Genomic DNA, 26,759 nt, shown 5'->3' on the forward strand with positions numbered 1-26,759 from the left:
TTTTATTGATTATTTAAAATTTATTGTTGACAGTAATATAAAGAATATTCTGTTTTGGAATCAAGGCTTTTTGATCATCTATCAGATTTGCGTTAATGAACGGACTTGTTCCTTGTTGGAATTCATATAGAATGGATTGATGGACTGGACCATATTTATTCTCATATGCTATAACGATGTTCCCATTAATTAAGAATATATTTACTTGTTGATAAGTATTGCTCATGGTGTTCTCCTTTCGTTAAATATTCTTATTGCTTACAATCCCATCATGTCTTTAACAACACGATCGCTCATCTTTACAGTTCCTACCAAGATCAGCATATTGAAGATGATTTCGCCAATATAGCTCCAAACCATACTGACAGCACTTGCATCTGGATCAATGACAGGTGGACTTCCTGCAAATTGAGAAAAGATAATACATGATAGTACGATGATTGCTCCTTCCATGCATACACCAGCATATGATTTCAAAAATGCGTAACAAACATTTTGTGTTGATTCGCCTGCAGCTGCTGATAGAGGAATAGGGGAAATAGCTGTATATAAATACAGTTTAAAGAATCGACCGTAGACAGTGAGGATCATTATAAATGATAAGATGGTGATAAAGATACTTCCTAGTAGCGTAACAGCCCACAAAGGGATGCTTTCAAGGAAACCGACATCTTCGATTGCTGACACAATCACATCTGGAATCACAGTTTCTGACGCTGTACCAATTCCAACAGTTTCCATGATTGTAGAAGTAATACCTTGAACGATATCAAATATCGCTAACATGAAATCCATTCCATAGACAACAAGAGCACGTGCAATGATAAACCTAAGAAAGATCTTAAATGCCTGTTCAGGTCTTTTGATATCCTGATAACTCGTACATGTCTTGACGAGTCCAAATACAAAAAACAATACAAGCAAAGCCAAACCAATGGCAATCAAAGCTCCGTGGATCTTCACGATGATGTCCCAGATTCCACCACCTTTGAATTCTTGAGGAGACTGGGTGAGAAGTAGCCATATCTCAGCCAACTTCTCGTTCCATGTCTGTAAAGCATTTTGTAGGTTGTCTAATATGCCACCCATAGATCACACCTCCTTTTTTAGTAAAAGCTATTATCCACCTACAATAAGATTTAAAATTTCTTTTGCAAAAGTAATGATGACACCACCTGCTAGGGTCAAAAATCCATTAGCACGTTGGCTAGGGTCATGACTCTTTAATGAAAGACCAATCTGTACGACACCAAAACCAAGCAAGATCATACCGATAGCACGAATCAAGCTGAAGATAAAGTCGCTTAGATTGTTGACGACCGAAATAGGATCACCCGCAGCAAATACAGGCGTAAATCCAAAATTTAATGTTAATACCAAGGCAATATAGATTGCTAATTTTGTCTTTGTTTTCTTATTTATTTTCATGTTTATTTTTTCTCCTTTTTCTTTTCTAATTGATTAAAATATTCTTCCATATCTTCATCACTGAGCAATTCATAATCATTGTCGCTGATGATGATGTCCTGCCAATTATCAATAAGACCATGAATCTTACCATGTTCATAAGATTGACCATTACCATCTTTTGTGTAAGTCACATTAGGATGTTTTAAAATGTTATACTTTTTGTCCAAGATGGGCAGTTCCCCTCGAATAAAGAGAAGGGCATAGTCATTGTCTAACAAACGAACCTCATCTGCAGTGAGTAGTTCTCGCCCTGCCTGTTGATAATTTGTAGAATAGTTTCCATTTCTACCACTCGATTTACCATAGGTGTTCGTATCTAAGGTTTCTTTTCCTAGATATTCGCTCATGAATTTGTGGGTCGATTGTTCATTTCCACCAAGGTAATAAAGTTCATCACAGTTCCCGACTATTGATTCCCAAGCATCTTTATAAAGTGCTTTGATCTGAGCTAGATTCTGTATGATGATAGAAACGAAAATTCGTCTAGAACGCATGGTCGCAAGAAGCTTATCAAATTCATCTGGAAGAGCAACATTGGCAAATTCGTCCATCATAAAATGAACAGGAATAGGCAACTCACCATGATGGATGATATCAGCACTGTAATAGAGCATTTGAAATAACTGAGTATATAACATACCAATCAAAAAGTTGAATGTGGAATCATTATCTGGAATAACAGCAAATAAAGCTGTTTTTCTTTCGCCCATTTTTTCAAGTTCAAGTTCATCATAATGAGTAAGAGAAGCAATTGATTCTAGATTAAAAGCTGCAAGTCGTACACCTACAGAAATCAAAATTGATTTTGCGGTCTTACCTGCAGCTTGTTTATAGATCTTATATTGTTTTAATGCCAAACTCTCTGGTTTGTCATTTTCCAGTTCAATAAAGAGTTGATCCAATGGACTAATATAATCCTCATCATCTTCTTTAGGCTCAGCAGCTACGATCATTTCCATGACCATGGAAAAGTTTTGTTCTTCTTCTGGAGCTTCATTGATGAGATAAAGACAAAGTGCTTCTAATAAAGCTGTTTCACTCTTTTCCCAAAAAGGATCATTCGATTGGGCACCTTTTGGAGTGGTATTGCGAATAAGATTGGTAATCAACTTTAATACATCTTTATCATCCTGAATATAGGCGAATGGATTATATCCATGAGATTTGCTCATATCAATCAAATCGATTACACGAATCACATAACCTTCCTTTTCAAGAAGGTTTCCGGTATCTCGTAAGATTTCTCCCTTAGGATCCAAAATAACAAAACTTGTATTGCATAGCATGATATTTGGTTTTCCATAAAACCTTGTTTTACCAGCACCACTTCCACCAATAACGAGAGTATTGAGATTTCTACGGTGCTTTTTTCCATCTAATCCAATACGTACATTTTGTGACAGGATCTTATTTTGTGAATACGTTTTATCGGCATATTTTTTATTTACCTTAGAAGCAGATCCCCATTTGGCAGAACCATATTCTTCCTGTCTTCGATAATTACGAAGTGTGGAGAAATAGATCCCGATGCCAATACCATATATAAGCAAGAAGATAAAGATCGTTTTTAATGTGTTTTTGCACAGCGTGATATGAAAAGGATCATTGATAGCTTTCGTTAGATAGGGAAGAGCTTCAATCAAACCATTATTTATATATGGGGCAATGAGTAGGGCAAGCCATACAACAGGAATCGTAAAGATTCCAAGTATGATCAATACATCTTTATTATCGTTCCTCATATCCTCGCTTGCATTTTACTGGTGAAGCATCGCAAGCTTTGAGGATAAGATCATCAATAAAGTCATACTTCTTGTTCTCTTGAATTTGTCTATCTTTTAATAATGTCAATGACTTGATGATGATACGACGTTCCATGTCGGAAACCTTGATGGAATAAATAGGTTCTTTGCTCATCGTACGTGATCACCAACTTCTTTATTTTTTTGTTTTGTTTGTTCTTGCTGTGCATATAACCCTTGCTCTACTCGGTTAGAGATTTTTGAGAAAACTTTTTTCATTTGTTCAAGCTCTTTTTTGATTTCCTTTGGTTCTTTTGAAAAGAAGTGCTCATTACAATCATTCAAGAATAGCGTGTTGCGATTCTCTAATCCAAATTTGTTGGAGATCATATAAGCACAGCTTTCGGATAAGAACATGGTTTGTTGTCTATCTCTATCTTTGTTGCTAAATTCTACTACACAATATTCACGGATCAATCCATGAAGCATTTCACTTTGTGTTTGTCCTGCTTTAACGTAAATCTTGTTTGATTCCGGATCAAAATATACCTTGCTTGGTAACTTAGAGTCATCTGTAACAACCTCTGGTTGCACATCGGCACGATAAAGAAGTGCACTTACAAGTTCAGATGTTTCATAAGTTGCTGGAGTTGGAGGATTATTCAATCCACTGATCTGTGAAATATCGAAAACATATTTTGGGTTGTAGCTAATCTTTCGATTTCCATTTTTAGTGACATATTCATTGCCTGGTTCAAGGATCTGAATTCCTTTTTCACCTTTCTTGATATATTTTTGTTCTTCACGCCAATGCACGATATCTTTTAATAAAGTTGCTTTAGGATTTTGTTTCATGACCAATAGTGTATTTGTTGGTGTATATCCAAGGCGTGATTGTAAATCTAGATAGATCTTGTACTGCTGTGAACTTTCAACAGCTTTCTCCACTTGATCATTCGCCATATCAAATAATGCTTTTCTTCTTTCCTGCATCATTTTCGCAAAATCTGCTTTTGACATTTTATTTTCTTCATTCATCTTATCTTACCTTACCTTTCTTTGCTGAACTTTTTTGTTTTGATTTTGTTGGTTGTTTTGAATGATATCTTTGTTCGTTTTTCTTTTTATATTTTTTTAATTTTTCACGAACGGATGGTCGAATATCTTCCTTATCTTTTATTCTCTTTGAAAAACGCTCGGACTGATTTTCTTTCTTCTTTTCTGCCCGAGCGAGGGTGGGGTTTATTTCTTGTTCCTTCTTTTTTGGTTCTGGTTCTTTTGTAGATGCCATTAGAGTTTTGACTAACTCATCATGATCTTTTTCATTAAGAAGTGGAATATCCTTCAATGGATCTTGACGTTCATTCATGATGGATTCTCTTATTGCTTTGGTATCGATGGTTGCTAGTTCAAATTTATCAACGATACGACTGATCTTTGAAGCATCTTCGGCACGAACCATGATGTCACATATACCATCGGTGTTGTTCTTTTCTTTTAAAACTGAATAAAGAACACCATATCGTTTTGCTTCTTCGCAGAATTTTTTAAGATCGCTATGTCTGATGGCAAATACTTTCAACTCTTTTCCTGACTTCAACATTGCATCAAGTCGAGTTTTTCCTTTGACTTTTTTCTTGTCGGTGATGATGGCATAAAGAGTTGCTGCAAGAGAACGGGAAATACCTCCACCTGCCTTCATTGCAATCTCAGCCGCGACTTCAATACCTTGTAAGGTCATCCTTGTCATTTGATCTGCTGTTTCTCCACCTGTTGTCATTTTGGTTTTCCTCCTTTTCTGATTCTTTGATTTGTTTCATCTTATCTTCCATGATCTTGGAACGTTTCTTTATCCTCTCATAGAGCACCACCTCCTTTCGTAACGATTTGATTTGATTAGTAAGAGAATCAATTTGTTGTTGCAAGTTATCTTTTGTTTCAATGTCATGACATCGCTTGACTTTGTTGTATAAACAGCGTCGTTGTTTTTCCATGTCATTTTTTGAAGTTTGCGTTTGTTTTTCTTGCATAAAAAAATCTTCATAGGTGTTGATGTGTTTCTTACCCATGAAGGTGACTTCCTCTGTAATTTGATCGAGCTTCAATAAATCTCGCTTAATCAATGGATGGATTCTTTGTTTAGTTGAATGCTTTGGTAATACACCTAGAAGATATAAATAGCGAAAATATAATGCTCGAAATCCTGTGATCTTCTTCGTGTTTTTGAAATCTCCTTTTAGGATGATTTTGTTAGTGTGTCTAGGTTCTTCAAAATGAGCAGGTTTCTTTTGATAGATTCTTATCAGGATATTTTCCATTTCATAAGATCCATCTTTTGTAAGGTTTTGAAGTCTAAAAGCACGCTTACTATTTTTATGTTTAAGAGAGATATATTTTTTTCCGAATCGCAATGTATATCCCATTTCTTCAAGAATTTTAAAAAATTCTTTCTTGCTTCTTGCTCTAGCAATCGCTTCTTCAACATCTCGTCTAACTAATTCTCTTTCTGACAGTTTTTTTTCTTTGAGACATTTCCATTCTGAATAATGAAGAGATTTGTCTTGTGGGTTTTCAATAACGGATAAATTATATTTTTTACATAGTTGATCGGATACTTCACGAATACGATAGTAATTATGTCTGTTATCGTAGTAACGTTTTCCATCTTTGAAGGAAACAGAATTGATAACAAAATGATTGTGGTAATGTGCCTTATCTAAATGTGTAGCAACAAGTACCTCGAAGCGATCGCCCCACATATGATTAGCGAGTTCGATTCCAATTTGATGAGCCAACTCTGCATCTACTTCTCCAGGATCAAAAGATTGGATCGCATGAAAGGCGAGTATACCATCCATCTTATTAAAAGCTTTTTTTGTAAGCATCATATCCTCAAGAGCTGTTGGATAAGAGCAGTTAATTCCGCTGACATAAAGTTGCTTTTCTGTTTTTAGATCATTGGTCGTATAGGAAAGCGTTTGTCCTAATCCATTGTAGTGGTAATCCATATCGGATTTGTTTTCAGTTTTTTCTGGATTGGATGCATAATCAATCAAACGTTCAAGACGAGAGTTAACATCCCATATCTTAGTTGTTGCCATCTTCGACCTTGATAGGGAGAAGGACAGCAGAACGAATCTCAAGTATTTTTTGATTCAGTTCATCTTGAGACTGTTTGAACTTTACTTCATCAATGCTTCCTGTACGATGAGCAACGACACAGATTTGATTGATATTATTGCTAATGATTCTAAGTTGTTTGATCATGTCATAAAAATCTTTCTTAGGTCTAGGTTGGGGAATGCGGTTGTTGATCAGAAAAAGCAAGTAAGCTTGTTTAGTCATCCCGCATCGTTCAACCGACTCTAAAAACTTTTTATATTCATGATCGTTCATCGCTACTTCAACACGATGAGTTCGTTTTCGATTTCTCATTGAGTTACACCTCCTTTTAAATGTGCAGGGTCTTAGGGATTTTCCCTAACAAGCGAATTTGCCCGGACAAATTCAGTGCTTGCTAGACGTTGTAGACACTCTCGGAGTGTTCATCTGTACTATCTTTCTTTATAGGTTCGTAGAATCGATCAATGGAAGATTGAAGCTTATCTTGTTCTTTTTTGAATGCGTAAAGCTGCTTAAGATTGGCGTCGATTTCCGATAATTCTTGTTCAATTCTCTTCTTTTCATTGGTCTTTTTTTCTTTTTGTTGTTCAAGTTTTGTAATTGTTCTTTTGACTCTTGGATCCATTTTTATCGCTCCATTCCTTTAGATTTGTTTTTTATTTTGGGTTTGATCACTTCGAATTGGTCTTGTCCTTCAATCAATCCAAGTGATGAACCATTCTCCCATTGCATGTGAATCGTGCCGGCATCATCAACATAATCGACTATACCGATGGTTCCTGTAGGAACAGGATGGTAAGGGTCATCCATAGAAATGCATTTTATTATCGATTGAACGTTCTTTAATGACGTGGAAATCTGTATCAATGTAGTCTCGCTCATCTAAAACGATTTCCTCATCTCGATATTTTTGCCTGACTTTTTGTTCAGCTTCGTCACGTGTTTCGGCAGTAACTGTGACTTGTCGTTGTGATGTTTCTGTGATTTCTACCAAATATTTTTTCATTTTGTCCTCCTTATTGAATTCGTATTTGATGATTTTTTACATCGGTTTTTACTAATTGCTCATTAATATCCTTATATTTTTTTGGACTACAATCCTGTATTTCATATTGTTCATGAAGATGATGATAAATGATTTTGGTTGTATCTTTACCAGCTCTGTCGTTATCTAAATGAAGTTTTATTGTACGAATATCATTTATATTTAGAAAATGATCCAAAGCAACTGGAAGGGTAGAGTTAGTAATTGATTTCCCAATTAAGGTAGCTCCATCAATCGAAAGATAATTGTCACGATGGAAAATGCTGTCTTTTCTTTTTTCTAAAGTAAGATAAGAGAGAAGATCGATTGTTGATTCGAATACATGTAAGGTTCGTGAATTGTTGTTTTTGATTTGAAAACTGTATCTTTTATTACTTCCTGGAACATCTTTTTTGGTAGGCGAATCTGTTGCTCTAAGACAAGCAAATTTAGGAAAATGATTTTCATCACGACCAATAAATACGACAGAATGATCCTTATTTGACTCGTATATGAGATAAGATTGGATACATTCTTTGACGATTTCTTTATCAATTTTTCTTTCTGTGATTAGATATTTTTCAATAATATTATTATTTTCATAAGCCTGTGGAAGTCGAAAACGATAGATACTTTTTGTATATTGTTTTACTGGAATTGGCTCTTTTGTTTGTATGAGGTCTCTTAGATAGAGCGCTGCATCCAGAAATTCCATTCCTTCAACATCAATAAAATAACTAAGAGCAGTTCGCCCTCCCTTGCTTTGTGCCCACCAACACCAAAGACCATTTGACATATGAAGTGAACTATGAGTGCGTGTAACATAATCATTTCTTCCTTTTCGAACGAGTTCTTCCGGTGCATAATTCTTAAAATAAGTAAGAAGATCTAACTCTTTTACTTTAGCTAGATCTTTCTTTGAAATATATCTTTTAGGCATATTCACCACCACTTAAATAACAATCGAACAATAAATGAAGGGCATCCATGAATGAAAAATGCTCGACGTATACGAGATAATCCACGGCGCACTTTCCGGAAAGGTTCTTGCTTTTCCACTTCCATCCTTTCTTATTGATGATCAATCCATCATGAATTGTTGATTTATAAATCCTTCCTTCTTTGATGATGCTGTTGGGTTCAAAATCTTTAAGATAGGTCAAAGAATCTATCTTTTTTAGAATGGTGGTCTGTTCTGGAGTTATATAAAATTTGATTCTTTTCAATGTTTTTGCCTCCTTCATCGTTCTTTACTTTTATCTTTTTCTGTTTCAAATTGGACTTCGTCAAAGCTCATTGCTTCTTTTTCATCTTTATTTCCTATATCCAGTTCCTTGTTTAATTCCGAAAGTCGATTGCTTTTTTCTTGAAGTTCGTCTTCTTTATCAAAAGGACGTTTGACTTCTTCTTTTGCATTTTCAAATTGATTCAGTGTATTTTCTAAAAGATTTTTTTCGATTTCAAGCTTTTTAGATAAACCATTGATCACATTATCTAGACGGGTAATGTTTCCAAAAACATCACTACCAAGTTCAACTTTATGTGCGAGATTCTTCATCAAAAATATCGTATGCATTTGATAGAACGAATCATAGGAAGCTAGCATTTTAAATCCTCGATACTCACCGATGTTTTGCTGCGTGGAATCCTGAATCGATTTACAGGTAATCAGCAATGCTTTACCTGCGGTTTCTTTCTCTTCATATCGTTTTCCTTTGATCATCATTCCATCAAATTCCGTTACTTCTGGTGTCTCTTTAATATCTTTTTCATAGGAAGCAATACTTTCTTTTAATGTGGAAATCTTGCTTGGATAGTATTTGATGATCTTATCTTCCAGATCATATTTCTCACTAAGATAGTTTGCTTTGGCTAGTTTTAATTTATTGACCTGTATATCAAGATCCATCTTTTCCTTGATTTTTGGATTACCACTTGCTAGTGCTTTGATCTCTGCATAGCTCAAGGAAGCTTCATCAATATCTTCAGCAGAGCGAACCGGAGATTTGCTTGTCATGATCTGTGAGATGAATTTTTGCTTGTTCTCCACAAGCTGATAGAGATACGCATCAAATGTTTGTTCAGTGACATAGCGATAGATATCGACATCTTTGTTCGTGTTTCCTTGACGAATGATTCTTCCAGCACGTTGTTCCAGATCACTAGGACGCCATGGACAATCTAGGTCATGAGAAGCGATCAGTAGGTCTTGTACATTGGTTCCTGCTCCCATCTTCTGTGTCGAACCTAAAAGAATTCGTACCTTTCCTTCACGAACCTTAGAAAAAAGTTCCTTCTTTTTTGCATCGGTTGCCGCATCGTGGATGTAAGCAATCTCGCTCGAAGGAACTCCTCTATTGATCAGTTTTTGAAAGATATCGTCATAAACATTCATGAATGGAACCGATTCATTTTGTTCGATTTGTTCAAGAAAGGCTTTGGATGTCTTAGATGGGGTGGACATATCACAGAAAATAAGTTGCGTTGATTTTTTATCTTTTGTCTCTTCATAGATGCGCAAAACATTATCGATACAAGCATTGACTTTTCCATGTGGATAATCATCGAGGGAAGGGTCGACAAGACGTTGATCTACTGCTAGTTTTCTTCCATCATTGGTGATCTTTAACATGTTATCTTCGGTTGGATCGACATTACCATCACGTACATTTTGTGCGCGTTGTGCAAGTTCGGCTACGATTTCTTTTTGTTGTTCGCTTGGTTTGACAGCGACATTGTGGTAATGAGCATTTGGTGTAGGAAGATTTAACATATCCGCAGTCTTTATATCGGCAACTTCTTTGAACATGGAAATCAGTTCAGGTAGATTGAAGAAACGAGCAAATCTTGTCTTCATTCGATATCCAGTACCTTCAGGAGCTAGTTCGATTGCACTGACCGTTTCACCAAATGTAGAAGCCCAGCTATCGAAGTGCTCCAATCCATGTTGCTTCAATGTTCCATATTGAAGGTATCGTTGTATCGTATACATCTCGGTCATGGAATTGCTGATAGGTGTTCCGGTCGCAAACACGACACCTTTTCCACCAGTTATTTCATCAAGATATTGGCATTTCATGAACATGTCAGATGATTTTTGTGCTTCGGTCTGTGATAGTCCAGCTACATTTCTCATCTTTGTATATAGGAACAAGTTCTTGTAGTTATGACTCTCATCGACAAACAAACGATCAATTCCAAGTTCTTCAAAGGAAATGACATCATCTTTTCTCTCATCACTGTTGAGCTTTTCTAAACGTTTTTTCAGTCCTTTTTTTGTCTTTTCCATTTGTTTGATCGAATATCCTTCACCATTATTTCTACGTAATTCCTGAATACCTAGTGTTATGCTTTCAATCTGGTCTTCGATAAGTTTACGTTGTCTTTCAACAGAAACAGGGATCTTTTCAAATTGACTGTGTCCAATGATGACGGCATCCCATTCGCCAGTAGCAATGCGAGAACAGAAGGTCTTTCGTTTGCTTTTCTCAAAGTCTTGCTTTCTTGCGACCAAGATATTGGCACTAGGATATAGCTGAAGAAACTCAGAACCCCATTGCTCGATTAAATGATTTGGTACGACAAACATAGATTTTTGTGCTAACCCAAGACGTTTCAATTCCATACACGCTGCTGTCATTTCAAATGTTTTTCCTGCTCCAACGACATGAGCGAGTAACGTATTTCCACCATATAGGATGTGGGCAATCGCATCTTTTTGATGTTTCCTTAAAGAAATCTCACTGTTCATATTTGGAAAATCAAGATGATCTCCATTATATTCGCGTGGGCGTATTGAATTGAATAGTTCATTGTATCTCTTAACAAGATGTTCTCTACGTTCAAAATCTTTCCATATCCAGTTCGAAAAAGCTTCTTTGATTGAATCCTGCTTCTGTTGTGCAATCATCGTTTCTTTCTTGTTTAGGACAGCCACTTTTTTGCCATCTTCGTCATATTCATAATCAAAGATTTTGGTTGCTTTTAGATTCAAACAGTCTTCGATCAATCGATACGCATTGGCTCTATGTGTTCCATAGGTCTTTTCAGCTTTGGCATTTCCTCGATCCCAGTTCTTGTTGGATATGTTCCATTCGGCCGTTACGGAAGAATAAGACACCTGAATCCTTTCCTGGATAAATGGGGAAGGGGAAAGGATCTCAACAAGAAAATCATGATAAATTTCTGGTTCTATCCATGTGGCTCCGATGCGAACTTCAATTTCTGAAGCAGTTAGATCTTGTGGCATGGCTTGTTTTAAAGCTTCCACATTTTCCTTATAGCTTGGATCAATTTCGGCAGAAAGTGAGGCTATCTTTAATTTCTCACGTACATTACCACTTAGGTATTCATCAGCAGTCACATAAACATCCTCTTCATCATCAATGTGAGGGATTCGATAAATAACTCTTTTTAGATCATGAACCATCTTCTCTTTATCAAAACCTGTTAGCTGATGCATATAATCAAAATCAATTTTTCCTTTCTCAGAAAGAGATAACATCAAGGCTTCGTTAGAGGTTTCTGTTTTTTCAACAACGACATGCTTTCGGATTGTTCTCTTTGTAAACATGTCTGCTTTCGATCTTAATGTTCCATCTTCATTGATGTTCTCTAAGGAACAAAGCAGATAGTAGGCACTGTCTTCTCTAAAAGCTAAACTATTACCACGAGAGTTGATCAATCCGTATTTTTCTGTAAAGGTATCATATAGATCGTTTAGCTTTTGTTGCTGTTCTAGGATGATCTTTTCATCATAGTCATCTTTTTGATATTCAATCAGTTCACGTACACAGTCTCGTATTTCTATCATCCCAATGACTCGATTTTTAGCGGTCTGTGATAGTTCGATCTTGCTCATGACACTGTTTTCTCTAAAGTAGATATCTCCATCAACCATCGTGTAACTGAAGTTTCTAACTGTTGGATCAGCTGGTATCGTAATGATGGTATCTTCTGGTTCATCAATCACGGATTCATCTAAGACCATGTCATCAATTTGCCCATGGATGTGCATGATTGCTTCATCCAATGATTGTTTGAGAGGGATATCTTCAAATGGGATGACAGTTAGATCATCACGACCATACATGGACTTTGACATTTCAAAATGACCAAGTACCATCTCAGGATGTTCGTGAAAGTAGGCATTGTATGTTTGTCCGTTTTCATCGGTCTGTGTATAAAGCCACGGAGCGTCATTGACCATCTGTCTTTCTCGCTTTTTTAGGATCAGAATATCACTGACAGCTTTGGTATTGGCACTTTCACTGAAGGTATCATTGGGAAGACGGATCGCTCCGAGTAATTCACATCGTTCATTGATATATTTACGGACCGAAGAATTGGCTTTATCCATCGTATATTTCGAAGTGACAAAAAGGATCAATCCTCCAGGACGAATCTTGTCGATGGTCTTGGCAAAGAAATAATCATGAACATTGAAGTTCAATCGATCATATCGCTTGTCCGATACCTTAAACTGACCGAAAGGAACATTACCGATCGCAACGTCAAAGAAACTATCAGGCAAAGAAGTCTTTTCATATCCTTCGACAGTAATGTTAGCTTTCTGGTAAAGCTGTTTTGCGATTCGTCCTGTAATGGAATCCAGTTCAATTCCATAAAGTTTAGAGGATTCCATAGAAGCAGGTAGCTTTCCTAAGAAGTTTCCAGTACCACAGGCTGGTTCTAAGATATTTCCATGATGAAACCCAAAACGTTCGATGATGGAATAGATGCTTTCTATCACGACTGGTGGTGTATAGAAGGCCGTTAGTGTTGATTCTCTTGCTGCACTGTATTCTTCTTCACTTAATAAGCTCTTCAGTTCATGATATTCATTAGACCAGGTAGATTTTGATTCGTCAAAGGCTTCGGATAGACCACCCCAGCCAACGTATTTCGCAAGGATATCCTGTTCTTCCTTCGTTGCCAGTCTTCTTCCTTCTTCTTCCAAAGAAAAAAGCAGCTTGATGGCTGCTATATTGTTTCGATATCTTTCTTTTGGAGTACCTGCACCAAGATGCTCATCTAAGATTTGATAATTGATTTTCTCTTGAGGTAGGGGAGTTTCATCTTGTTGTTCTTGTGAAATAGAAGGATTGTTAGTATAGATGATGTTATGATCCTTATCGTAATCGTAGAAATAAACACCAATCTTTGTTTCATCTTTGTATATCTGTTCAGACTCAAGATAATATCCTTTTTGTTTGATATTTCCTAGCCATTGGATTGCATAATCATAGAGTTCTGTTTCAATTTCTGAATCCGTATCATTACGAAGATCATATTCTAGACCAACGATCGGATTGTTGAAATAGAAAGGAACGATTTCATTGTTTTCAATATCAAATTCAAATTGCATGTGCGGATCCATGACTTCTCTTCCTTCAATTTCATAAACATGGTACATATCGATGATATTAGTTTCCTGATCAAAAGCGATGACAAAATAATGATCTCTATCGCTTTCTGTTTTATAGGATAGATATGGACTTGTTCCATTGATAAGACTAGGAGCAATGTCCTTGAAACGTTCATATAATCGTTCCTGTTTATCTTCACTTATAATAGTTTCTTGAATGTTATCCGCAGGTGCTTCTATTTCGACCAGAAGACTATCATTTAATGGATTTTCTTTTAAAAGGGATATGAATTCCTGTCGGCTCATGTAGTCAATGAATAAAGGAAAATTCTTATTTTGAATGGCAATATCTTGTCCATCTTCAAGAATGGTATATTCATCAACACCTTTATAGACAGTATCACCGACTTTCCATCTGTATTCCTTGATGGTTTCTCTTTTTTCTTCTAAATCTACCTCTTGCACAGGAGACATAGCGCTGGAATCCGAAAGTTGTTTACGTTCATATTCCAGTTCACGATTCATCTGTTCCTGCAAAAAAGTAGGGTAGTATTCTTTTTCTTTTGGTGAAAGATAACGGTCTAACTGTACAAGTTCATTGATTCGTTTTGCGACTTTCTTCCAGTTGAGCGTGATTGAGATTTCCGTTTCTCCGATCTGTCTTGAACGAGATAATTCGATACCTTTTGCATCATAGTTCATATCGATAAGTCCAAAAGCTGGATGAGATCCACCAATCCCATATTCATGTTTGAGAAACTCTGCATTTTTATCATTTGATTCATGACGGAGCATTTGTTGGTAAATTCGCATCTTTCCTTGGTCAAATCCACTGCCTCTTGTTAGGATGCGGTCAATTTCTTCTTGTGAAAAGAAGATTCCGTTGTTGAGTTGTTCTTCGTTTTCATAGACAGCATTTTGTTGTTCAAATGAGGATGGAATCTGAACGCTTGGATCAAAATAACGGGATAGGATCATGCCTTCAATTTCTCTATCTACAACGCTCCATGAATAATCGGAAGAAGCTACTTGGTCATCATACTGTCCCATGTAGATGTGAAGATGGTCATCTTCTTTCTTAAATCCTAAAGTGATACCATCGACCATGATTTCTACAACCTCTTCTGGATAGAAGTCCTTGATAAATTCTGCTCTTTTATCCTTATCTGTTTCTGATTTAAGGTAAAAAATAATCTCTGATGAACTCTTTAAGAACTGTGGATGATAGGCAAACAAATAATAATCGACATTCCTGTTCATCGTCTTGTTGTAGAAAGCTTTTTGAATTGAAGACATCTTATTGTAAGTAGGAATAAGATATTCACCACTTTCGATCAGTTTTGATACTTCGTTTTGTAACTCAAAAAACGTAAGATAAGACAATGATTTTTGATCGAGATAATTTCCTGACCATACTTCTAATCCATGATCCTTTTTCTTATACCCTATATAGGAAAAGTCATATCGCTCTGGTTTTCTGAACGTTTGTACCAATGTATCGTCATAGCAGGATTCAAGAAAGATAGCACGTTCTTCACCATCGCCGTGTTCGTTAAAAAATTGTTGGATCTCTTCTTTTGTGTGCTGTAAAGAAACATCTTCTCTAAGTAGTGTAGGAAGATCGGATAAATCAAAAGGTGGTAAAGTATTATCTTCACCACCAAATCCTAAATCTAGTTGTAGATCAGTTCGTTGAGGATCATTTCCTCGGCTTGTTGTTTGAGATTGTTCATGTGTTGTACCCATTCCATCTGATGAGTTTCTTTGTTGGGAGCGGGTTGGTTCTTTAATAATTGATTCATCAGAATTTCCATTCTCTGCTTGGCTTGTATATCGATCTCTTTCAAGTGATTGTTGAGTTCGTTCTTTGCCTTCAAGGCTAACAGATGACCTGGATGGTTTGTCTTGAGGTAATTGTATCTCAACCTTGCGTAATGACTGTTGAATACTGGTTGTTCCGGCTTCAGATCTGGAAATAGGAAATCCCCAACTTGATTGTATTGAATTGTTTTCATTTGAAATGCTCCTTTCTTTTTCTTCGCTCTTATTTTGCCTTGTTTTTTTGTTTTCTTCAAATGTACGAATCATGATTTCTCTTGATTTTAAAGAAATATCTGTCATTCCTATTTCGCAGAGATCTCTAGAAGCGATACCTAATTGAGATATCGTATCCAAAGTATTAAAATCTCTTATAGCGTAGAAATCATCTTCGGTAAAATAATTATCCGGATCCACTCCACTACGATGAAGGATTTGATAAGCCATGGAATTCGTTAACAGGTCTTTAAATTTGCCTTCGATTTCATGATCTTCAAGTTCAGATAAAATGCTTTCTTGATTAAATTTCTTTAAACTTGAGAAATAATCTTGATAATTATCTGCAACGATGGTTTTTGACATCAATATGACAGCTTGGCCATAGTCGAGCGTTGATTCAAAAGGACCATATTTATCAACGATCATTTCTATGAACTCTTCCTCGTTTGTGATATCAACAGACCATAAATGTAGTGGTTTATTTTCTGGACTACGTGTGTCCGAAATATCGAAAACATATCGAAGTGTTCCATTTTCATTAAGAAGTGCAATCCCTTTTGAGCCTCGTTTTATCCAACGATGAAGCTTATCGTTCCATGTTTCATAACTTGCACAGGCTCTTGCATCAGGTCGTTGAGCATAGATAAGAAGCTGGTCATCGAATGAGAATTTATACATCCAAGCAGAAGTCTTTAGAAATGACATCCATTCGTTTGGTGATTTGGATATAGATTCAATTTGATTAGACCATAGCTCATGGGTATATTCATATTTGTTGTTCACTGTGTTCCTCCTTTCAACAAAAAAAGAGATTTCATAATTGAAATCTCCCCAATAATTACATTAGTTTAAAATAAAACTGGTTTGTAAAAATTTTTATTTGTTAATTAATTGTTTTGATGTTATTAAATAAATAATTTGTATTTATTTAATAACATCTAAAGATTTATTCAGAGTTTCTATTTTTTCTTCAATTTGAATTTTTTTTGAATCTATTATTTGTATATTTTCTTTAAACTCTTGAATAGACTTCAATAATATTTCTTTGAAGTTTTCTTTATCAAAATTTTTATCAGTCACTTCGATTTTTATGTTATTGAAATCGAAATTATTATCTTGTTCAATTATTGCATTAATCAATGATTTTAAGTCAGGATTATTTGTTTTTAATTCTATAATATGATTATTTATTTCCACGTTGATTATCTTCTCTTCCATATTTTTTTAATCTCCTTTCTACTGCTTCAACTCCACCATCTAAAATAATTGATATTCTATTTAAAATATTTTCATATTCCAAAGCACCATAATCATATATAAATTGATCATCTGATTTTTTGCTTGCTATTATTACGTTTTCTGCATCTGCGTTTACTACAATATTGGCATCATGGGTAACAACAATTACTTGTCTTTTCAATTTTAATCTTCTAAACCAACTTGTTAATTTGGTATAAATTGTTTCATTATCAATATTATCTTCAGGTTGGTCTATTAATAGTGGTATTTTTGTATCTTTAGAAACAATGTATTCCATTAATATATTTGTTTGCGTGCCAGGAGACATTCTATTTATTAATTTTAATGAATCTTCAGTTTCACCATATAAAATGTTACATTGATATTCTATTTTGTAATCATTTAAAGATTTTAAATCTTTAATAAAATCGTCAACATTTTTACTTGTTTTTAACTCATCTTCTAAATGAAAAATAAAAATATTATATAAATTTTCTAGACTATATGATTTAACTTTTGTACCGAGGTATTTTATACACATTTTTTTAAAATACTCTAAGGGTTCTTCGTAAATAAGCTTTTTTTCAAATTTAAATTTACTTCCATCTACACCTTGTTTTATATCTGATAACTCATCTTCTTTTTGATGAATACTTTGCATTTTTATTAGAGCATTAATGATATTAGTTCTTTCTTCATATTTACTACATTCAAATTTAAAATGATTTATAAATAATTCTTCTTGCTCATTTTTTTCCCTTACAGATGTATTTTTATTTTCCAAATATGATATACATTTCCTTTTAATAATATTCTCAAAATTGTGTTCTTCAATATCTGTGTTATATTTAGTAACTTCAAAATTTATTACTCTTAAAAAATCTAATAATGCTTTTTTAATATCAATATTATCTTTTAGCTCTCTTGGAATTAATTTTGAACTTTTATTTACATATTTTAAAGCTTCCTCCAAATTAAAATCTATAATTTTTCTATCTTTCACATCAGTTTTTTTAAATTTTAAACAAACAGCATTTTCATTGATAATTTTATATTTTCCAATAAAGTTTGATATATTATCATTTGGTTTAGTTGTATTTTTACGATTTAGATATGAATTAAATAATAATCTAATTTCTTGTAATTTTGTTTCAGAGTTTAATTCACCAAGAGCATTAAACTCATCTTTGAAATATGTTTCTATTTCTTTATTGGTGTTATCAGAATTAAAAATCTTTGAAACGTATGATTGATCATAATAATCAATTTTTTTACTATCTAATGCTATATTTGTGTGATCTAAATTGTTAACCTCAATTGGAAATTTATCTAAAAAGTCAATTCTTTCTTTTTTAAGTTTATCTTTTTCTCTAATGCTATTATCCATATTTAGAGCAATATTATCTAACAATAAAGATTTTCCACTTCCTCTTCCGCCGACGATTACATTTAATTGATCTGATAATTGGATTTCCTTACCATTTATATTAACAAAACCAATAATGTTTCCGCTGTTATTTTCGTCAATTCTTTTTGGATGTTTTAATATTCTTTTTGAATCTGTTCCAGCTAACTGAATACCTTTAAAATTTGGTAAAGATTTAAAAAATTGAGGAGGATTAGACAAGTAATTTCTTAATTTTTGTTCATCTGAAGAATCAGAAAAAGATATGATTGAAATGCATTCTTCTTTTTCAAAATATTTTAAAAATTCTATGGCTTTGGCTATCTCAGAATAACCAGATGTTTCCCAAAAACAAAAGAATTGATCCATGAATTTATGCATATTGCCTTTTGTTGTTTCTTCATCATTCCAATCAAACTCAATTGCTCTTTTCCCTTGTTTAAAGGCGTGTGGGCTAATTAAAAATTCTATTTTTTCAGTAATAAAAAACTCTAATAGGGTGTTAATATCAATACTTTTTTTATTTTGTAATAAACTGTTTATTTTTTTAGCAAAAGATTCTAATTCATCAAATTCAATATTAAAGTAAAAAATCAAATGTTTTGCTTCTTTTATTCCTTGGATATTTACATCTATTTCTATTCCAGGTACCACTGCTATATCACTTTGTTTTAAAATAAATTCTTTATATACATCATATGAAAAATAATTATGATCTGTAAATGATATTAATGATAAATCAGGGTAGTCAGAAAATATTTCTAATATTTTGTTTATGAATTCATTTACAGACATAGTTTGGAATTCACCTGATGATTTTGGGCTTTTGCATGAATGAATATGCAAATCCCAGATGCTAGAATCATTAATTATATTATTCATATGTTACCTCCTAAAAAAGTGCTAAATTTCATCGTGTTCATTTCCTATCTATTCTTTATTCACCATTTTCAAAGTTTTCTCATAACATGAAAAAATATAATTAATTCTGTAAATAAAATTCATTAGCAAGATACATTTATCTTTTAAACTAATTTATAAGATAAATTTTTAGATGAAAACATTAAAATCTTAAGAAAAGATAGTCGGATTTAACAAAGCAAATAAAGTTTATATGTCTCGTAGACAAATAAATCTTAATGCTTAATAATTAAAAAATATAATCACTAAATATGATATTACTTATTTTTTTATAAACTTATATCCATATTATCTCATTAATCCTTATTGATATCAATAATCTTATAATATGTTTGTTTTATCTATTATAATAAAATATTTTTTTATTTTCTATTTTTTTAGCATATTGTTTTAATGTATTAGCTTTTTTTGATAAATACTTTAAATCTTTTGTTTCGTCAATCAAGCGATAATAATCTTCATCTAGTTTGATTGGATGATAGCTTAATATTGTTCCTTCAAAATTTACAGTAATATGTTTGCCAATCATTATTGTTTCGAAAGGATGATAATCACTTGCTTGAAGTTCATATTTGTACATATTTTTAGGGATAATATCATTACTGATTCTCATATCGGTAAAGAGAACGTGTTGACCAAAGAGAAGCCATTGTTCAAACTTTTCTTTGTGTAGTGCTTCAATGGTATCTATCATCTATCATGCTCCTTGTTCTTTGGCTTGATCTTTCGGTATTGTATATCCAAGTGATTCTCCATCATTTCATTACATCTTTTTTTATAGTCCTCATATGCATCTTTAAATCTTGAATAGTAATGTCCTATATCAAATCCTCTCTTGCGAGTTGGTGTTGTCTTCCATGTAACAAAAGGGGAAGGAGATTTTGGATTGTATGCAATCACGATAGATTGATCACCAACTTTAGTTTCTCCAATTATCTTGTATTTTTCATTTCTTTCTTGATAAAGATTCATGATATCGACATTTTCAAGTCCTAATAAGGAGATGACTTCTGGTGTGATACCATTTTTCTTACAATGGTCTAAATAGGAATAGAGTCCGTCTTGATGTTGAATATCATCTTTCCATTCTTCGATTGCACACCATATATTGTAATGATCTTCTAATGTCATATATTCGATTTGATAACCTTCTTCTAGATCGGATAGAAGATAGTCATCAATATTAAAATCCCAGTCAGGAACATTTTGATAATTTATCTGATTTACATTGTCAATGGTGATGCATCTTATTTCATCAGGATTGAATCTTGAACTAGCTAAACAAAGATATGAGGGGAAATTTTGACCTCCATTTCTTGATAGGATATAGTTTATCTTCATATCTTTTTCGTCATAGTCGTGAAATGATTGCTTCGCAATATCAATAATCTCTGTTAATTGTTTATTCATGATTTTTGTCACCTAATTTCTCATCTTTCATATAGATGGCATATAAATCATTGATGATCATATCAGAATACTCAGATAATAGGATAGGATTGATTCCTGAAGAATAGCAATAATTTAGATAGTTCATGATTGTATCTATTTCAGCATCCATTATATCGATATAATAATCGATGAAATCCCATAGTTTGATATGTGTTTGAATGTCGATAAAAACTGGTTCATATCCTTCAGAAATCATAGAAAGGATATATCCTTCTTCGCATACCCCTGTTTCTTCTGAGAAAATAGGATGTTTATATTCTAAATCTTCTAAAATGACTCGATCGTCGTCATTATTTGGCTCAAAAACGCAATTTATTTCATCGATATCATCATAAATGCCGATTATAAATTGAGGTTTTCTTTCGTTTTTCATTAATACATATTTAATATAGGGGTTAGTAAATAAAAGAGATTCGTGTACTTTTTTGTTTGCTAGTAGATACATGTTTTTACGTGTTGATTTTTCCATTCGTTATTCCTTCTTTCTTTTTCATATATAAATAGTCCAGTGCCTTTATTTGTTCATCTTTGTCATACTCATCGGTATGATTTAGGATAAATAGAACTGCTTTTTTCTGTAGTAATTTATCTCTAGGCAAATCTGAAATAAAGACACTTTCATTTGAAGCAATCGTTTCTAGTAGATCTTTATCATGAACAAAAGGGAGATATGCTCTCCCTTTGTTCAATGATTGTTTTTGTTTGTTGACTTTCTTGATGCGAAACCAAATGCGTAGGCTAATGATCAAGCAAGATAAGATAATAAATATAGGCAAGATAATAAGTGATAGGTTATTCTTCATTGCTATCATCCTTCTTTCGTTTTCTTGCAAGCACACTAATTCCTGCAAGAATACTGATTCCGCTTAATCCTAACCATAGACCAATATTTGTCTGATCTCCGGTTTGTGGAATCTCAGGAATAAACTTATCTTTCATAGTAATCTTCGTTCCATCTTTTGCAGTGAAGGTAATGCTTTCGGCAAGTTCATATCCTTTTGGAGCGATTTTCTCAGTTAAGATATATTCTTTTCCTTCTACAAGATATTTGATCTTATGAGGTTCATCAGTAGATACCCACTCATCGATAATCTTTCCTGTTTCTTTATCTGTAACCTGCATTTGAGCACCAGGTAATTCTTTTCCGGTTATGATATCAACTTTGCTGAATTCCATTTCGGTTGGTTTGTTTTCGCAGACGATCGTTAATACATCTCCATCTTGTTTGACTTCAACTTTGTAGATATGATCATTGATAACATATCCATCGACTTGTTTTGCTTCTTGGATATAGTATGTTCCAAGTTCAAGATCTTTAAAGCTTGCGATTCCTTTTTCATCAGTTTTTGATGATTGGACAACTTCACTCATATCTTCATGAATGGAGATGTTAAATTCAACATCTTTCATGACTTTATCTGGATCGCTGCTGTCTTTCTTTTGAACATAGATATCACCACGAGCCAGCTCATTAGGAACCTTTCCATCTAAACCGATCGTTACGACATAATGAGAAACATCCTGACCTTTATATCCAATTTCAAAGTCGTATTCTGTATCATTCAATACATATTGATCATTGGTTGCAAGTTCTTTGATGAAGTAAACACCATTAGGAAGATCTGGAACAGTTTCTAAATGTCCTTCTTTTGTGATTCCAGTTGTTGAGATCATCGTTCTATGTTCGATGGCAACATTGCCCATATAATCATAAATATCTTCTCTCGCAAAGATTCCAAAAACGATATCTTTATATGCATCTTCATCTTTAAAGATTTCTTGTTCTTCCAATACTTTTGTCATATCGATATCAAAAGTAGGGCGTTCATTTTTAAGCGTTGATTCAATGATCTGGATTTCATTGATCTGGTTGTCTTCAATTTCAAAGAAATGTTTGTTGGTATCAATGACATATCCGTGTGGGGTTGCTGTTTCTTTGTAGTAATAACGACCGACAGGAAGTTTTTTACCGAATACATAATCCCAGTCAGATTCTAAGGTTTGGATTTCTTCATCAGCTTTGTAATACGTATGGTTACCAATCTTAATATCTTCTGCCGCATAAATCGTGATCTTTGCACCTAGAAGATTGGACTTGTTCCATACAGGGCTTTCTGTTTTCCCATATTCAGTTTGACCAGTGATGACTTGATCAAAGATTTCACCAGATTTTCTCCACTTTAATTGACCAACAACAAGTTCATCTTTCATTTCTACTTTTTGAATTTCTCCAGTGTCACCGATTGTAAATTCTACATCTTGTGCAAGAGCAAATCCATGAGGTGAACTGATTTCTTTAAGGATATATGTCTTTCCAACTTCAAGTCCTTTGATCATATGAGGTTTGATCGTACCATCTTCATTGACACCATCTTGTCCACTGATCCATGAATCAAAGATAGCTCCTTCATCATCTTTAGGATATACAGTTAGGAAAGCACCGGCAATTTCTTCATCATTGGTAATGTCTTTCTTAGATACTTCGACTTTGATGATCTTATTTTCGAATGTTTTGTTGTAGATGATCGTATGAACATCTTGTCCTTGATAGGATCCATCAAATTCAAAGACTTCATCTGTTGAGGCATAACCGATAGGGGCTTTGATTTCCTTGACATAATATTGGTCTAATGGAAGATCAGCTTTGAAGATAAGTTTTCCATCTTCATTGCTAGTTGAACGTTCAACTAATTCATTAGCTTTTACTAGGATGTTTCCGTTGTGGTCTTTGATATCATTCTTTGCATAAAGACCAAACACAGCACCAGCCAAAGCAGTATGTGTTTCGCTATCTTCTTTTAAGATATTTAAAGCGATTTTTTGTCTTTCATTGTGGAATGATGTTTCATCAAATACAACTTCTGTATTCTGATCTTTGTAGATAAGCTCAACTTCATGTTTTTCTTCATTGATGATGAAACCATTAGGAGCTTTCTTTTCGATAACATAGTATTTTCCTAGAGGAAGTTTTTTACTGATGGCTTTTCCTTCCTCATTCGTTGTCACTGTATCCATTAATGTATCTTTCTTGAACAATACACTGCCATCTGCAGGATCTAAGATATCCTCATTTGCATAAATGTTATAAGTTGCACCAGCTAGGAATGCATCTTCATAGATGAATTGGATATTTCCTTCATCATCTTTCTTGATGGAAGTTAAGACTTCTCCAGATTTTGATACCGTGATTTGTCCTTTGACACTGTTATTGAATACTTCGATTTCAATCAATGGTTCACCATCAGGGTCAACACCTGCAACATGTCCTGATTTGACTTCAAAAGAAACAGATTCGTTATTGATTGCATAATCTTTAGGAGCGTTGATTTCAGTAATGTTGTACTTTCCGCTTGGTAAAGGGACTGGTAGTTTTACTTTTCCCTGATCATAGTCCTTATCTTCTTCATATGTTTTATCACTGCTGAAGAATTGTTTGATATTATCCATGACACTGATTCGATTTTCTGCATTTGTTGTAAAGCTAGAATACCATGTTGAACCAACCTTCATTGAAATATATCCATTTTCATCTGTTCGGATCGATTTCTTATCATAGTTCTTAACAGGATTTCCTTCATCATTAAGCATCTGGATCTTGAATGTTGTGTAATTAAGCGTAACAATTTTTTGTGTTTCTTTATCTTTCTTAACTAATTGCACATAAGAATTGAATGGGCGATTGTTGATATAGAAGTGAACATTTCCATCGCTCGATGAACTAATGTGGTTTCCATGTTCATCTTCACCATAAACAAGAGTTTGCCCATCAGATGTCTCGCTAACGATAAAGGTAAATGGATCAGCAAGGATGTCTGTTTCTTGTCCGTTATCACCTTTTTTAGATTGGATGATAACATACTGACCATAAGCTAGGGCAGGGGAGTAAGCTGTACCTGTGTCATCTGTCTTGATGATGGCATACTCTTTTTCAGTACCATTTTCTTTTGCATAGGCAATAGCTTTGTCCATATCACCCTTGAACATATCATAGTATTTCTTTAATACAGTTTTGAATTCTGCATTTACTTCAGGTTTTACGATTTCAGAGTTTTCACCATCTGTAATGAATTTGGCAATTTCAAATTTACCTGTTCTTACTTTGTCTGAAGTATGAACTGAAATTGTGATATGATGAGGTTCTTTTCCTTGGATGATATCCTTGTTTAAAACTGGGTAATAAAGTTCATTCAATTCATAACCTTCAGGAGCTTTGATTTCTTTGAAATAATACCAACAATCTTCATCATATTCACTACCGATATACAATCCTTGTTTTCCGTTTTTATCAACATAGGAACTTGTATCAGCATACCCGTTTTCATCCGTTGTGATTTCCATGATTTTTTCACCGGCATGATATAGGATCTTGCTTTCGTTTTCAGGATTGTAGATATCTACAGCAGCATATAGACCATATACAGCTCCAGATAAGGTAGCCTCTCCCTGAGTTTTATTATTGATATCACGTTTTTGTGCAAGTTTTTCTGGTTCGGGTTTTTTCATGAAATCTTCAAACTCTTCTTCGGTGAGACCGTTATTGCTTGGATCTAGGTCATCATCTGTTTTTTGAAGATCGATTGATAAAGTATATCTTTGGTTTTCTTTTCCCATGTTCACTTCACCACTTCCTGTATATTCAACAGAAACGGTTGTTTCGGGGTCAAGATAATAGTAATAACCACTGTCTGTTTCTACAGCTTTATATACATGCTTTTCGTTTTGATATGCATTTATCAACTGATCTAAATGGACTTGTGCTTTTTTATCTGCACTAGCCTGTGCGTCGCTTTGATTCGAGAACCATCCTTTTGATATACATTCATTTTGCATACGTTCAGATAGCTCATCCCAGTTTGTTACATAGGTTTCTTTAAAAGTGTCTGAAGTAAACTCTTGTTCGATGTGAGATGGAATAGATACATTCCCATTTTCATCCGTTCTATCTTTACCTAAAGACACATCATCTCTAAAAAATTCAAATTCGATGCCTTCGATACCTTTTTTAGAGTCTTTGTCTGTCTTATGCACGTTTAGCTTTACATCAACTTTTCCAATTCCTTTTTTTCTTGAAGTTACTTCAGCAGTTTCAGGTTGAACGGGGATCTTATAAGAAACACGCATGACCTTTGGGTCTTTTTTGCCAAATACCGCTAATGTCTGATTTAATGGTTGATAATAAGCAATTTCAGTATTTGTTGCTTGGCTCTGAAGATAAAATGCATCAAAGACAAGATTTCCAGTTTCTGCTGCACTTTTATCTGCCCATATTTTCAATGTATTTCCACTACGTTCGATATGAATACCTGTTGGAATCATGCTATTAAGGTAATTTTTGAAAGTGCCTGAAGAATCATCAAGCGTAACTGCATATTCTTCTCCATACCCTTCGATTTCGACAGTATTATTCGCAAATGATACATTTTTATAGATCGTATTCAAACGATCGTTAATGATATTGACTTTCGCTTGAACAGATGAAGGAATTTGTGAAAAACCATTAGGTTGTTGAACTTGCCATATCATTAATTGTGTAGCTGCCAACATCTCTATTGAATTATCTCCATTAAATCCATAGCCCAAAGAAGAAATATATGCCATTCGGTCAATCTGTGCATCGGAATATCCAATTTTATAGAATGCAGATCTACCTGTTATTTTTTCGTGTGCATAAATAGGACTAGAAGAGATTTGAACCATTGGTTCAACGCAATAAGCTTTTTGACCATTGATTCTAAAATCAGAAAGATCCATCATGCCAGGGCCAATAGTTGTACCAGAAAAGCGATCTTCTATGATAAAACTATGATAAGCTTTTAATCCAGTCTTATTAAGTGATGCAGAATAGCTTTCAGCATGAACTGGTGTTATGGATATTAGACTCGTTAAGCTATAGATGGTTGCCATGCATGCTGTTATAAATTTCTTTATCTTTTGTTTCTTTTGCATTGTATTTTCTCCTTTCTTGAACCAAAAGAAAAG

The 26,759-nt window shown here is 34.0% G+C and carries 22 protein-coding genes; all 22 read right to left on the minus strand.

The genetic code is table 11. The features are described from left to right. Nucleotides 1–13: 13 nt before the first annotated feature. Complete coding sequence (locus tag KEC48_RS14855; protein ID WP_087158608.1) at nucleotides 14–226, minus strand: hypothetical protein; 213 nt, start codon at nucleotides 224–226, stop codon at nucleotides 14–16. 32 nt (nucleotides 227–258) lie between these two features. Further along, on the minus strand, nucleotides 259–1,089 hold the full coding sequence (locus KEC48_RS14860) for a hypothetical protein (protein WP_175627876.1): 831 nt from the start codon (nucleotides 1,087–1,089) through the stop codon (nucleotides 259–261). A 30-nt stretch (nucleotides 1,090–1,119) separates the two neighbouring features. Then, nucleotides 1,120–1,428 (minus strand): glutamyl-tRNA amidotransferase, encoded by a 309-nt coding sequence (locus tag KEC48_RS14865; protein WP_211963241.1) that lies wholly within the window; start codon nucleotides 1,426–1,428, stop codon nucleotides 1,120–1,122. 2 nt (nucleotides 1,429–1,430) lie between these two features. After that, entirely contained in the window at nucleotides 1,431–3,212 is a 1,782-nt protein-coding gene (locus KEC48_RS14870) for a VirD4-like conjugal transfer protein, CD1115 family (protein WP_211963242.1), read from the minus strand. Then, nucleotides 3,199–3,387 carry a hypothetical protein gene (locus KEC48_RS14875; RefSeq protein ID WP_087158604.1) on the minus strand — a complete coding sequence of 63 codons (189 nt, stop codon included), beginning with the start codon at nucleotides 3,385–3,387 and terminating at the stop codon, nucleotides 3,199–3,201. The genes KEC48_RS14870 and KEC48_RS14875 overlap by 14 nt, the downstream gene beginning before the upstream one ends. Continuing rightward, nucleotides 3,384–4,250 (minus strand): hypothetical protein, encoded by an 867-nt coding sequence (locus KEC48_RS14880; protein WP_087158603.1) that lies wholly within the window; start codon nucleotides 4,248–4,250, stop codon nucleotides 3,384–3,386. Before KEC48_RS14880 ends, KEC48_RS14875 begins: the two co-directional genes overlap by 4 nt. A 1-nt stretch (nucleotide 4,251) precedes the next feature. After that, nucleotides 4,252–4,992 carry a PcfB family protein gene (locus KEC48_RS14885; RefSeq protein ID WP_087158602.1) on the minus strand — a complete coding sequence of 247 codons (741 nt, stop codon included), beginning with the start codon at nucleotides 4,990–4,992 and terminating at the stop codon, nucleotides 4,252–4,254. Continuing rightward, a complete protein-coding gene (locus tag KEC48_RS14890; RefSeq protein WP_211963252.1) occupies nucleotides 4,934–6,313 on the minus strand; it encodes a relaxase/mobilization nuclease domain-containing protein in 1,380 nt (459 codons plus the stop codon). The genes KEC48_RS14885 and KEC48_RS14890 overlap by 59 nt, the downstream gene beginning before the upstream one ends. Continuing rightward, nucleotides 6,300–6,647 carry a plasmid mobilization relaxosome protein MobC gene (gene mobC, locus KEC48_RS14895; protein ID WP_211963254.1) on the minus strand — a complete coding sequence of 116 codons (348 nt, stop codon included), beginning with the start codon at nucleotides 6,645–6,647 and terminating at the stop codon, nucleotides 6,300–6,302. The genes KEC48_RS14890 and mobC overlap by 14 nt, the downstream gene beginning before the upstream one ends. A gap of 82 nt (nucleotides 6,648–6,729) precedes the next feature. Beyond that, nucleotides 6,730–6,960, minus strand: coding sequence for a hypothetical protein (locus KEC48_RS14900; protein WP_211963256.1), 231 nt, complete (start codon nucleotides 6,958–6,960; stop codon nucleotides 6,730–6,732). Nucleotides 6,961–6,962: 2 nt separating this feature from the next. Next, on the minus strand, nucleotides 6,963–7,145 hold the full coding sequence (locus KEC48_RS14905; RefSeq protein ID WP_249191372.1) for a DUF4314 domain-containing protein: 183 nt from the start codon (nucleotides 7,143–7,145) through the stop codon (nucleotides 6,963–6,965). Continuing rightward, the gene (locus KEC48_RS14910; RefSeq protein WP_211963260.1) at nucleotides 7,138–7,341 is read right to left on the minus strand and encodes a DpnD/PcfM family protein; all 204 of its coding nucleotides are present in this window, start codon (nucleotides 7,339–7,341) and stop codon (nucleotides 7,138–7,140) included. The genes KEC48_RS14905 and KEC48_RS14910 overlap by 8 nt, the downstream gene beginning before the upstream one ends. Nucleotides 7,342–7,351: 10 nt before the next feature. Continuing rightward, nucleotides 7,352–8,299, minus strand: a complete 948-nt coding sequence (locus KEC48_RS14915) for a DUF3991 and TOPRIM domain-containing protein (protein WP_211963262.1) — start codon at nucleotides 8,297–8,299, stop codon at nucleotides 7,352–7,354. Continuing rightward, nucleotides 8,292–8,585 (minus strand): hypothetical protein, encoded by a 294-nt coding sequence (locus KEC48_RS14920; RefSeq protein WP_051335128.1) that lies wholly within the window; start codon nucleotides 8,583–8,585, stop codon nucleotides 8,292–8,294. The genes KEC48_RS14915 and KEC48_RS14920 overlap by 8 nt, the downstream gene beginning before the upstream one ends. A gap of 14 nt (nucleotides 8,586–8,599) precedes the next feature. Then, entirely contained in the window at nucleotides 8,600–16,546 is a 7,947-nt protein-coding gene (locus KEC48_RS14925) for a helicase-related protein (RefSeq protein WP_249191373.1), read from the minus strand. 141 nt (nucleotides 16,547–16,687) lie between these two features. Next, nucleotides 16,688–16,981, minus strand: a complete 294-nt coding sequence (locus KEC48_RS14935; RefSeq protein WP_211963268.1) for a hypothetical protein — start codon at nucleotides 16,979–16,981, stop codon at nucleotides 16,688–16,690. Next, complete coding sequence (locus tag KEC48_RS14940; protein ID WP_211963270.1) at nucleotides 16,947–19,289, minus strand: hypothetical protein; 2,343 nt, start codon at nucleotides 19,287–19,289, stop codon at nucleotides 16,947–16,949. Before KEC48_RS14940 ends, KEC48_RS14935 begins: the two co-directional genes overlap by 35 nt. Before the next feature lie 376 nt (nucleotides 19,290–19,665). Further along, nucleotides 19,666–20,022, minus strand: a complete 357-nt coding sequence (locus KEC48_RS14945; protein ID WP_211963272.1) for an LPD28 domain-containing protein — start codon at nucleotides 20,020–20,022, stop codon at nucleotides 19,666–19,668. Beyond that, entirely contained in the window at nucleotides 20,019–20,738 is a 720-nt protein-coding gene (locus KEC48_RS14950) for a hypothetical protein (protein ID WP_211963273.1), read from the minus strand. The genes KEC48_RS14945 and KEC48_RS14950 overlap by 4 nt, the downstream gene beginning before the upstream one ends. Beyond that, nucleotides 20,731–21,249, minus strand: coding sequence for a hypothetical protein (locus KEC48_RS14955; RefSeq protein ID WP_211963275.1), 519 nt, complete (start codon nucleotides 21,247–21,249; stop codon nucleotides 20,731–20,733). Before KEC48_RS14955 ends, KEC48_RS14950 begins: the two co-directional genes overlap by 8 nt. Continuing rightward, entirely contained in the window at nucleotides 21,230–21,583 is a 354-nt protein-coding gene (locus KEC48_RS14960) for a hypothetical protein (RefSeq protein ID WP_211963277.1), read from the minus strand. The genes KEC48_RS14955 and KEC48_RS14960 overlap by 20 nt, the downstream gene beginning before the upstream one ends. Then, nucleotides 21,573–26,726, minus strand: a complete 5,154-nt coding sequence (locus tag KEC48_RS14965) for a SpaA isopeptide-forming pilin-related protein (protein WP_211963279.1) — start codon at nucleotides 26,724–26,726, stop codon at nucleotides 21,573–21,575. Before KEC48_RS14965 ends, KEC48_RS14960 begins: the two co-directional genes overlap by 11 nt. Nucleotides 26,727–26,759 lie beyond the last annotated feature (33 nt).

The sequence above is a fragment of the Clostridium sp. C1 genome, from assembly GCF_018223625.1.
GTDB lineage: Bacteria > Bacillota_I > Bacilli_A > Erysipelotrichales > Coprobacillaceae > Allocoprobacillus.

Bases quoted from the DNA above. Each gene is read 5' to 3' on its own strand.
- KEC48_RS14950 (WP_211963273.1), bottom strand. From the start codon at position 20,738: ATGAATAAACAATTAACAGAGATTATTGATATTGCGAAGCAATCATTT.
- KEC48_RS14910 (WP_211963260.1), bottom strand. From the start codon at position 7,341: ATGAAAAAATATTTGGTAGAAATCACAGAAACATCACAACGACAAGTC.
- KEC48_RS14855 (WP_087158608.1), bottom strand. From the start codon at position 226: ATGAGCAATACTTATCAACAAGTAAATATATTCTTAATTAATGGGAAC.
- mobC (WP_211963254.1), bottom strand. From the start codon at position 6,647: ATGAGAAATCGAAAACGAACTCATCGTGTTGAAGTAGCGATGAACGAT.
- KEC48_RS14935 (WP_211963268.1), bottom strand. From the start codon at position 16,981: ATGGAAGAGAAGATAATCAACGTGGAAATAAATAATCATATTATAGAA.
- KEC48_RS14940 (WP_211963270.1), bottom strand. From the start codon at position 19,289: ATGAATAATATAATTAATGATTCTAGCATCTGGGATTTGCATATTCAT.
- KEC48_RS14870 (WP_211963242.1), bottom strand. From the start codon at position 3,212: ATGAGGAACGATAATAAAGATGTATTGATCATACTTGGAATCTTTACG.
- KEC48_RS14915 (WP_211963262.1), bottom strand. From the start codon at position 8,299: ATGCCTAAAAGATATATTTCAAAGAAAGATCTAGCTAAAGTAAAAGAG.
- KEC48_RS14890 (WP_211963252.1), bottom strand. From the start codon at position 6,313: ATGGCAACAACTAAGATATGGGATGTTAACTCTCGTCTTGAACGTTTG.
- KEC48_RS14875 (WP_087158604.1), bottom strand. From the start codon at position 3,387: ATGAGCAAAGAACCTATTTATTCCATCAAGGTTTCCGACATGGAACGT.
- KEC48_RS14960 (WP_211963277.1), bottom strand. From the start codon at position 21,583: ATGAAGAATAACCTATCACTTATTATCTTGCCTATATTTATTATCTTA.
- KEC48_RS14945 (WP_211963272.1), bottom strand. From the start codon at position 20,022: ATGATAGATACCATTGAAGCACTACACAAAGAAAAGTTTGAACAATGG.
- KEC48_RS14880 (WP_087158603.1), bottom strand. From the start codon at position 4,250: ATGAATGAAGAAAATAAAATGTCAAAAGCAGATTTTGCGAAAATGATG.
- KEC48_RS14965 (WP_211963279.1), bottom strand. From the start codon at position 26,726: ATGCAAAAGAAACAAAAGATAAAGAAATTTATAACAGCATGCATGGCA.
- KEC48_RS14905 (WP_249191372.1), bottom strand. From the start codon at position 7,145: ATGGATGACCCTTACCATCCTGTTCCTACAGGAACCATCGGTATAGTC.
- KEC48_RS14900 (WP_211963256.1), bottom strand. From the start codon at position 6,960: ATGGATCCAAGAGTCAAAAGAACAATTACAAAACTTGAACAACAAAAA.
- KEC48_RS14860 (WP_175627876.1), bottom strand. From the start codon at position 1,089: ATGGGTGGCATATTAGACAACCTACAAAATGCTTTACAGACATGGAAC.
- KEC48_RS14955 (WP_211963275.1), bottom strand. From the start codon at position 21,249: ATGGAAAAATCAACACGTAAAAACATGTATCTACTAGCAAACAAAAAA.
- KEC48_RS14865 (WP_211963241.1), bottom strand. From the start codon at position 1,428: ATGAAAATAAATAAGAAAACAAAGACAAAATTAGCAATCTATATTGCC.
- KEC48_RS14885 (WP_087158602.1), bottom strand. From the start codon at position 4,992: ATGACAACAGGTGGAGAAACAGCAGATCAAATGACAAGGATGACCTTA.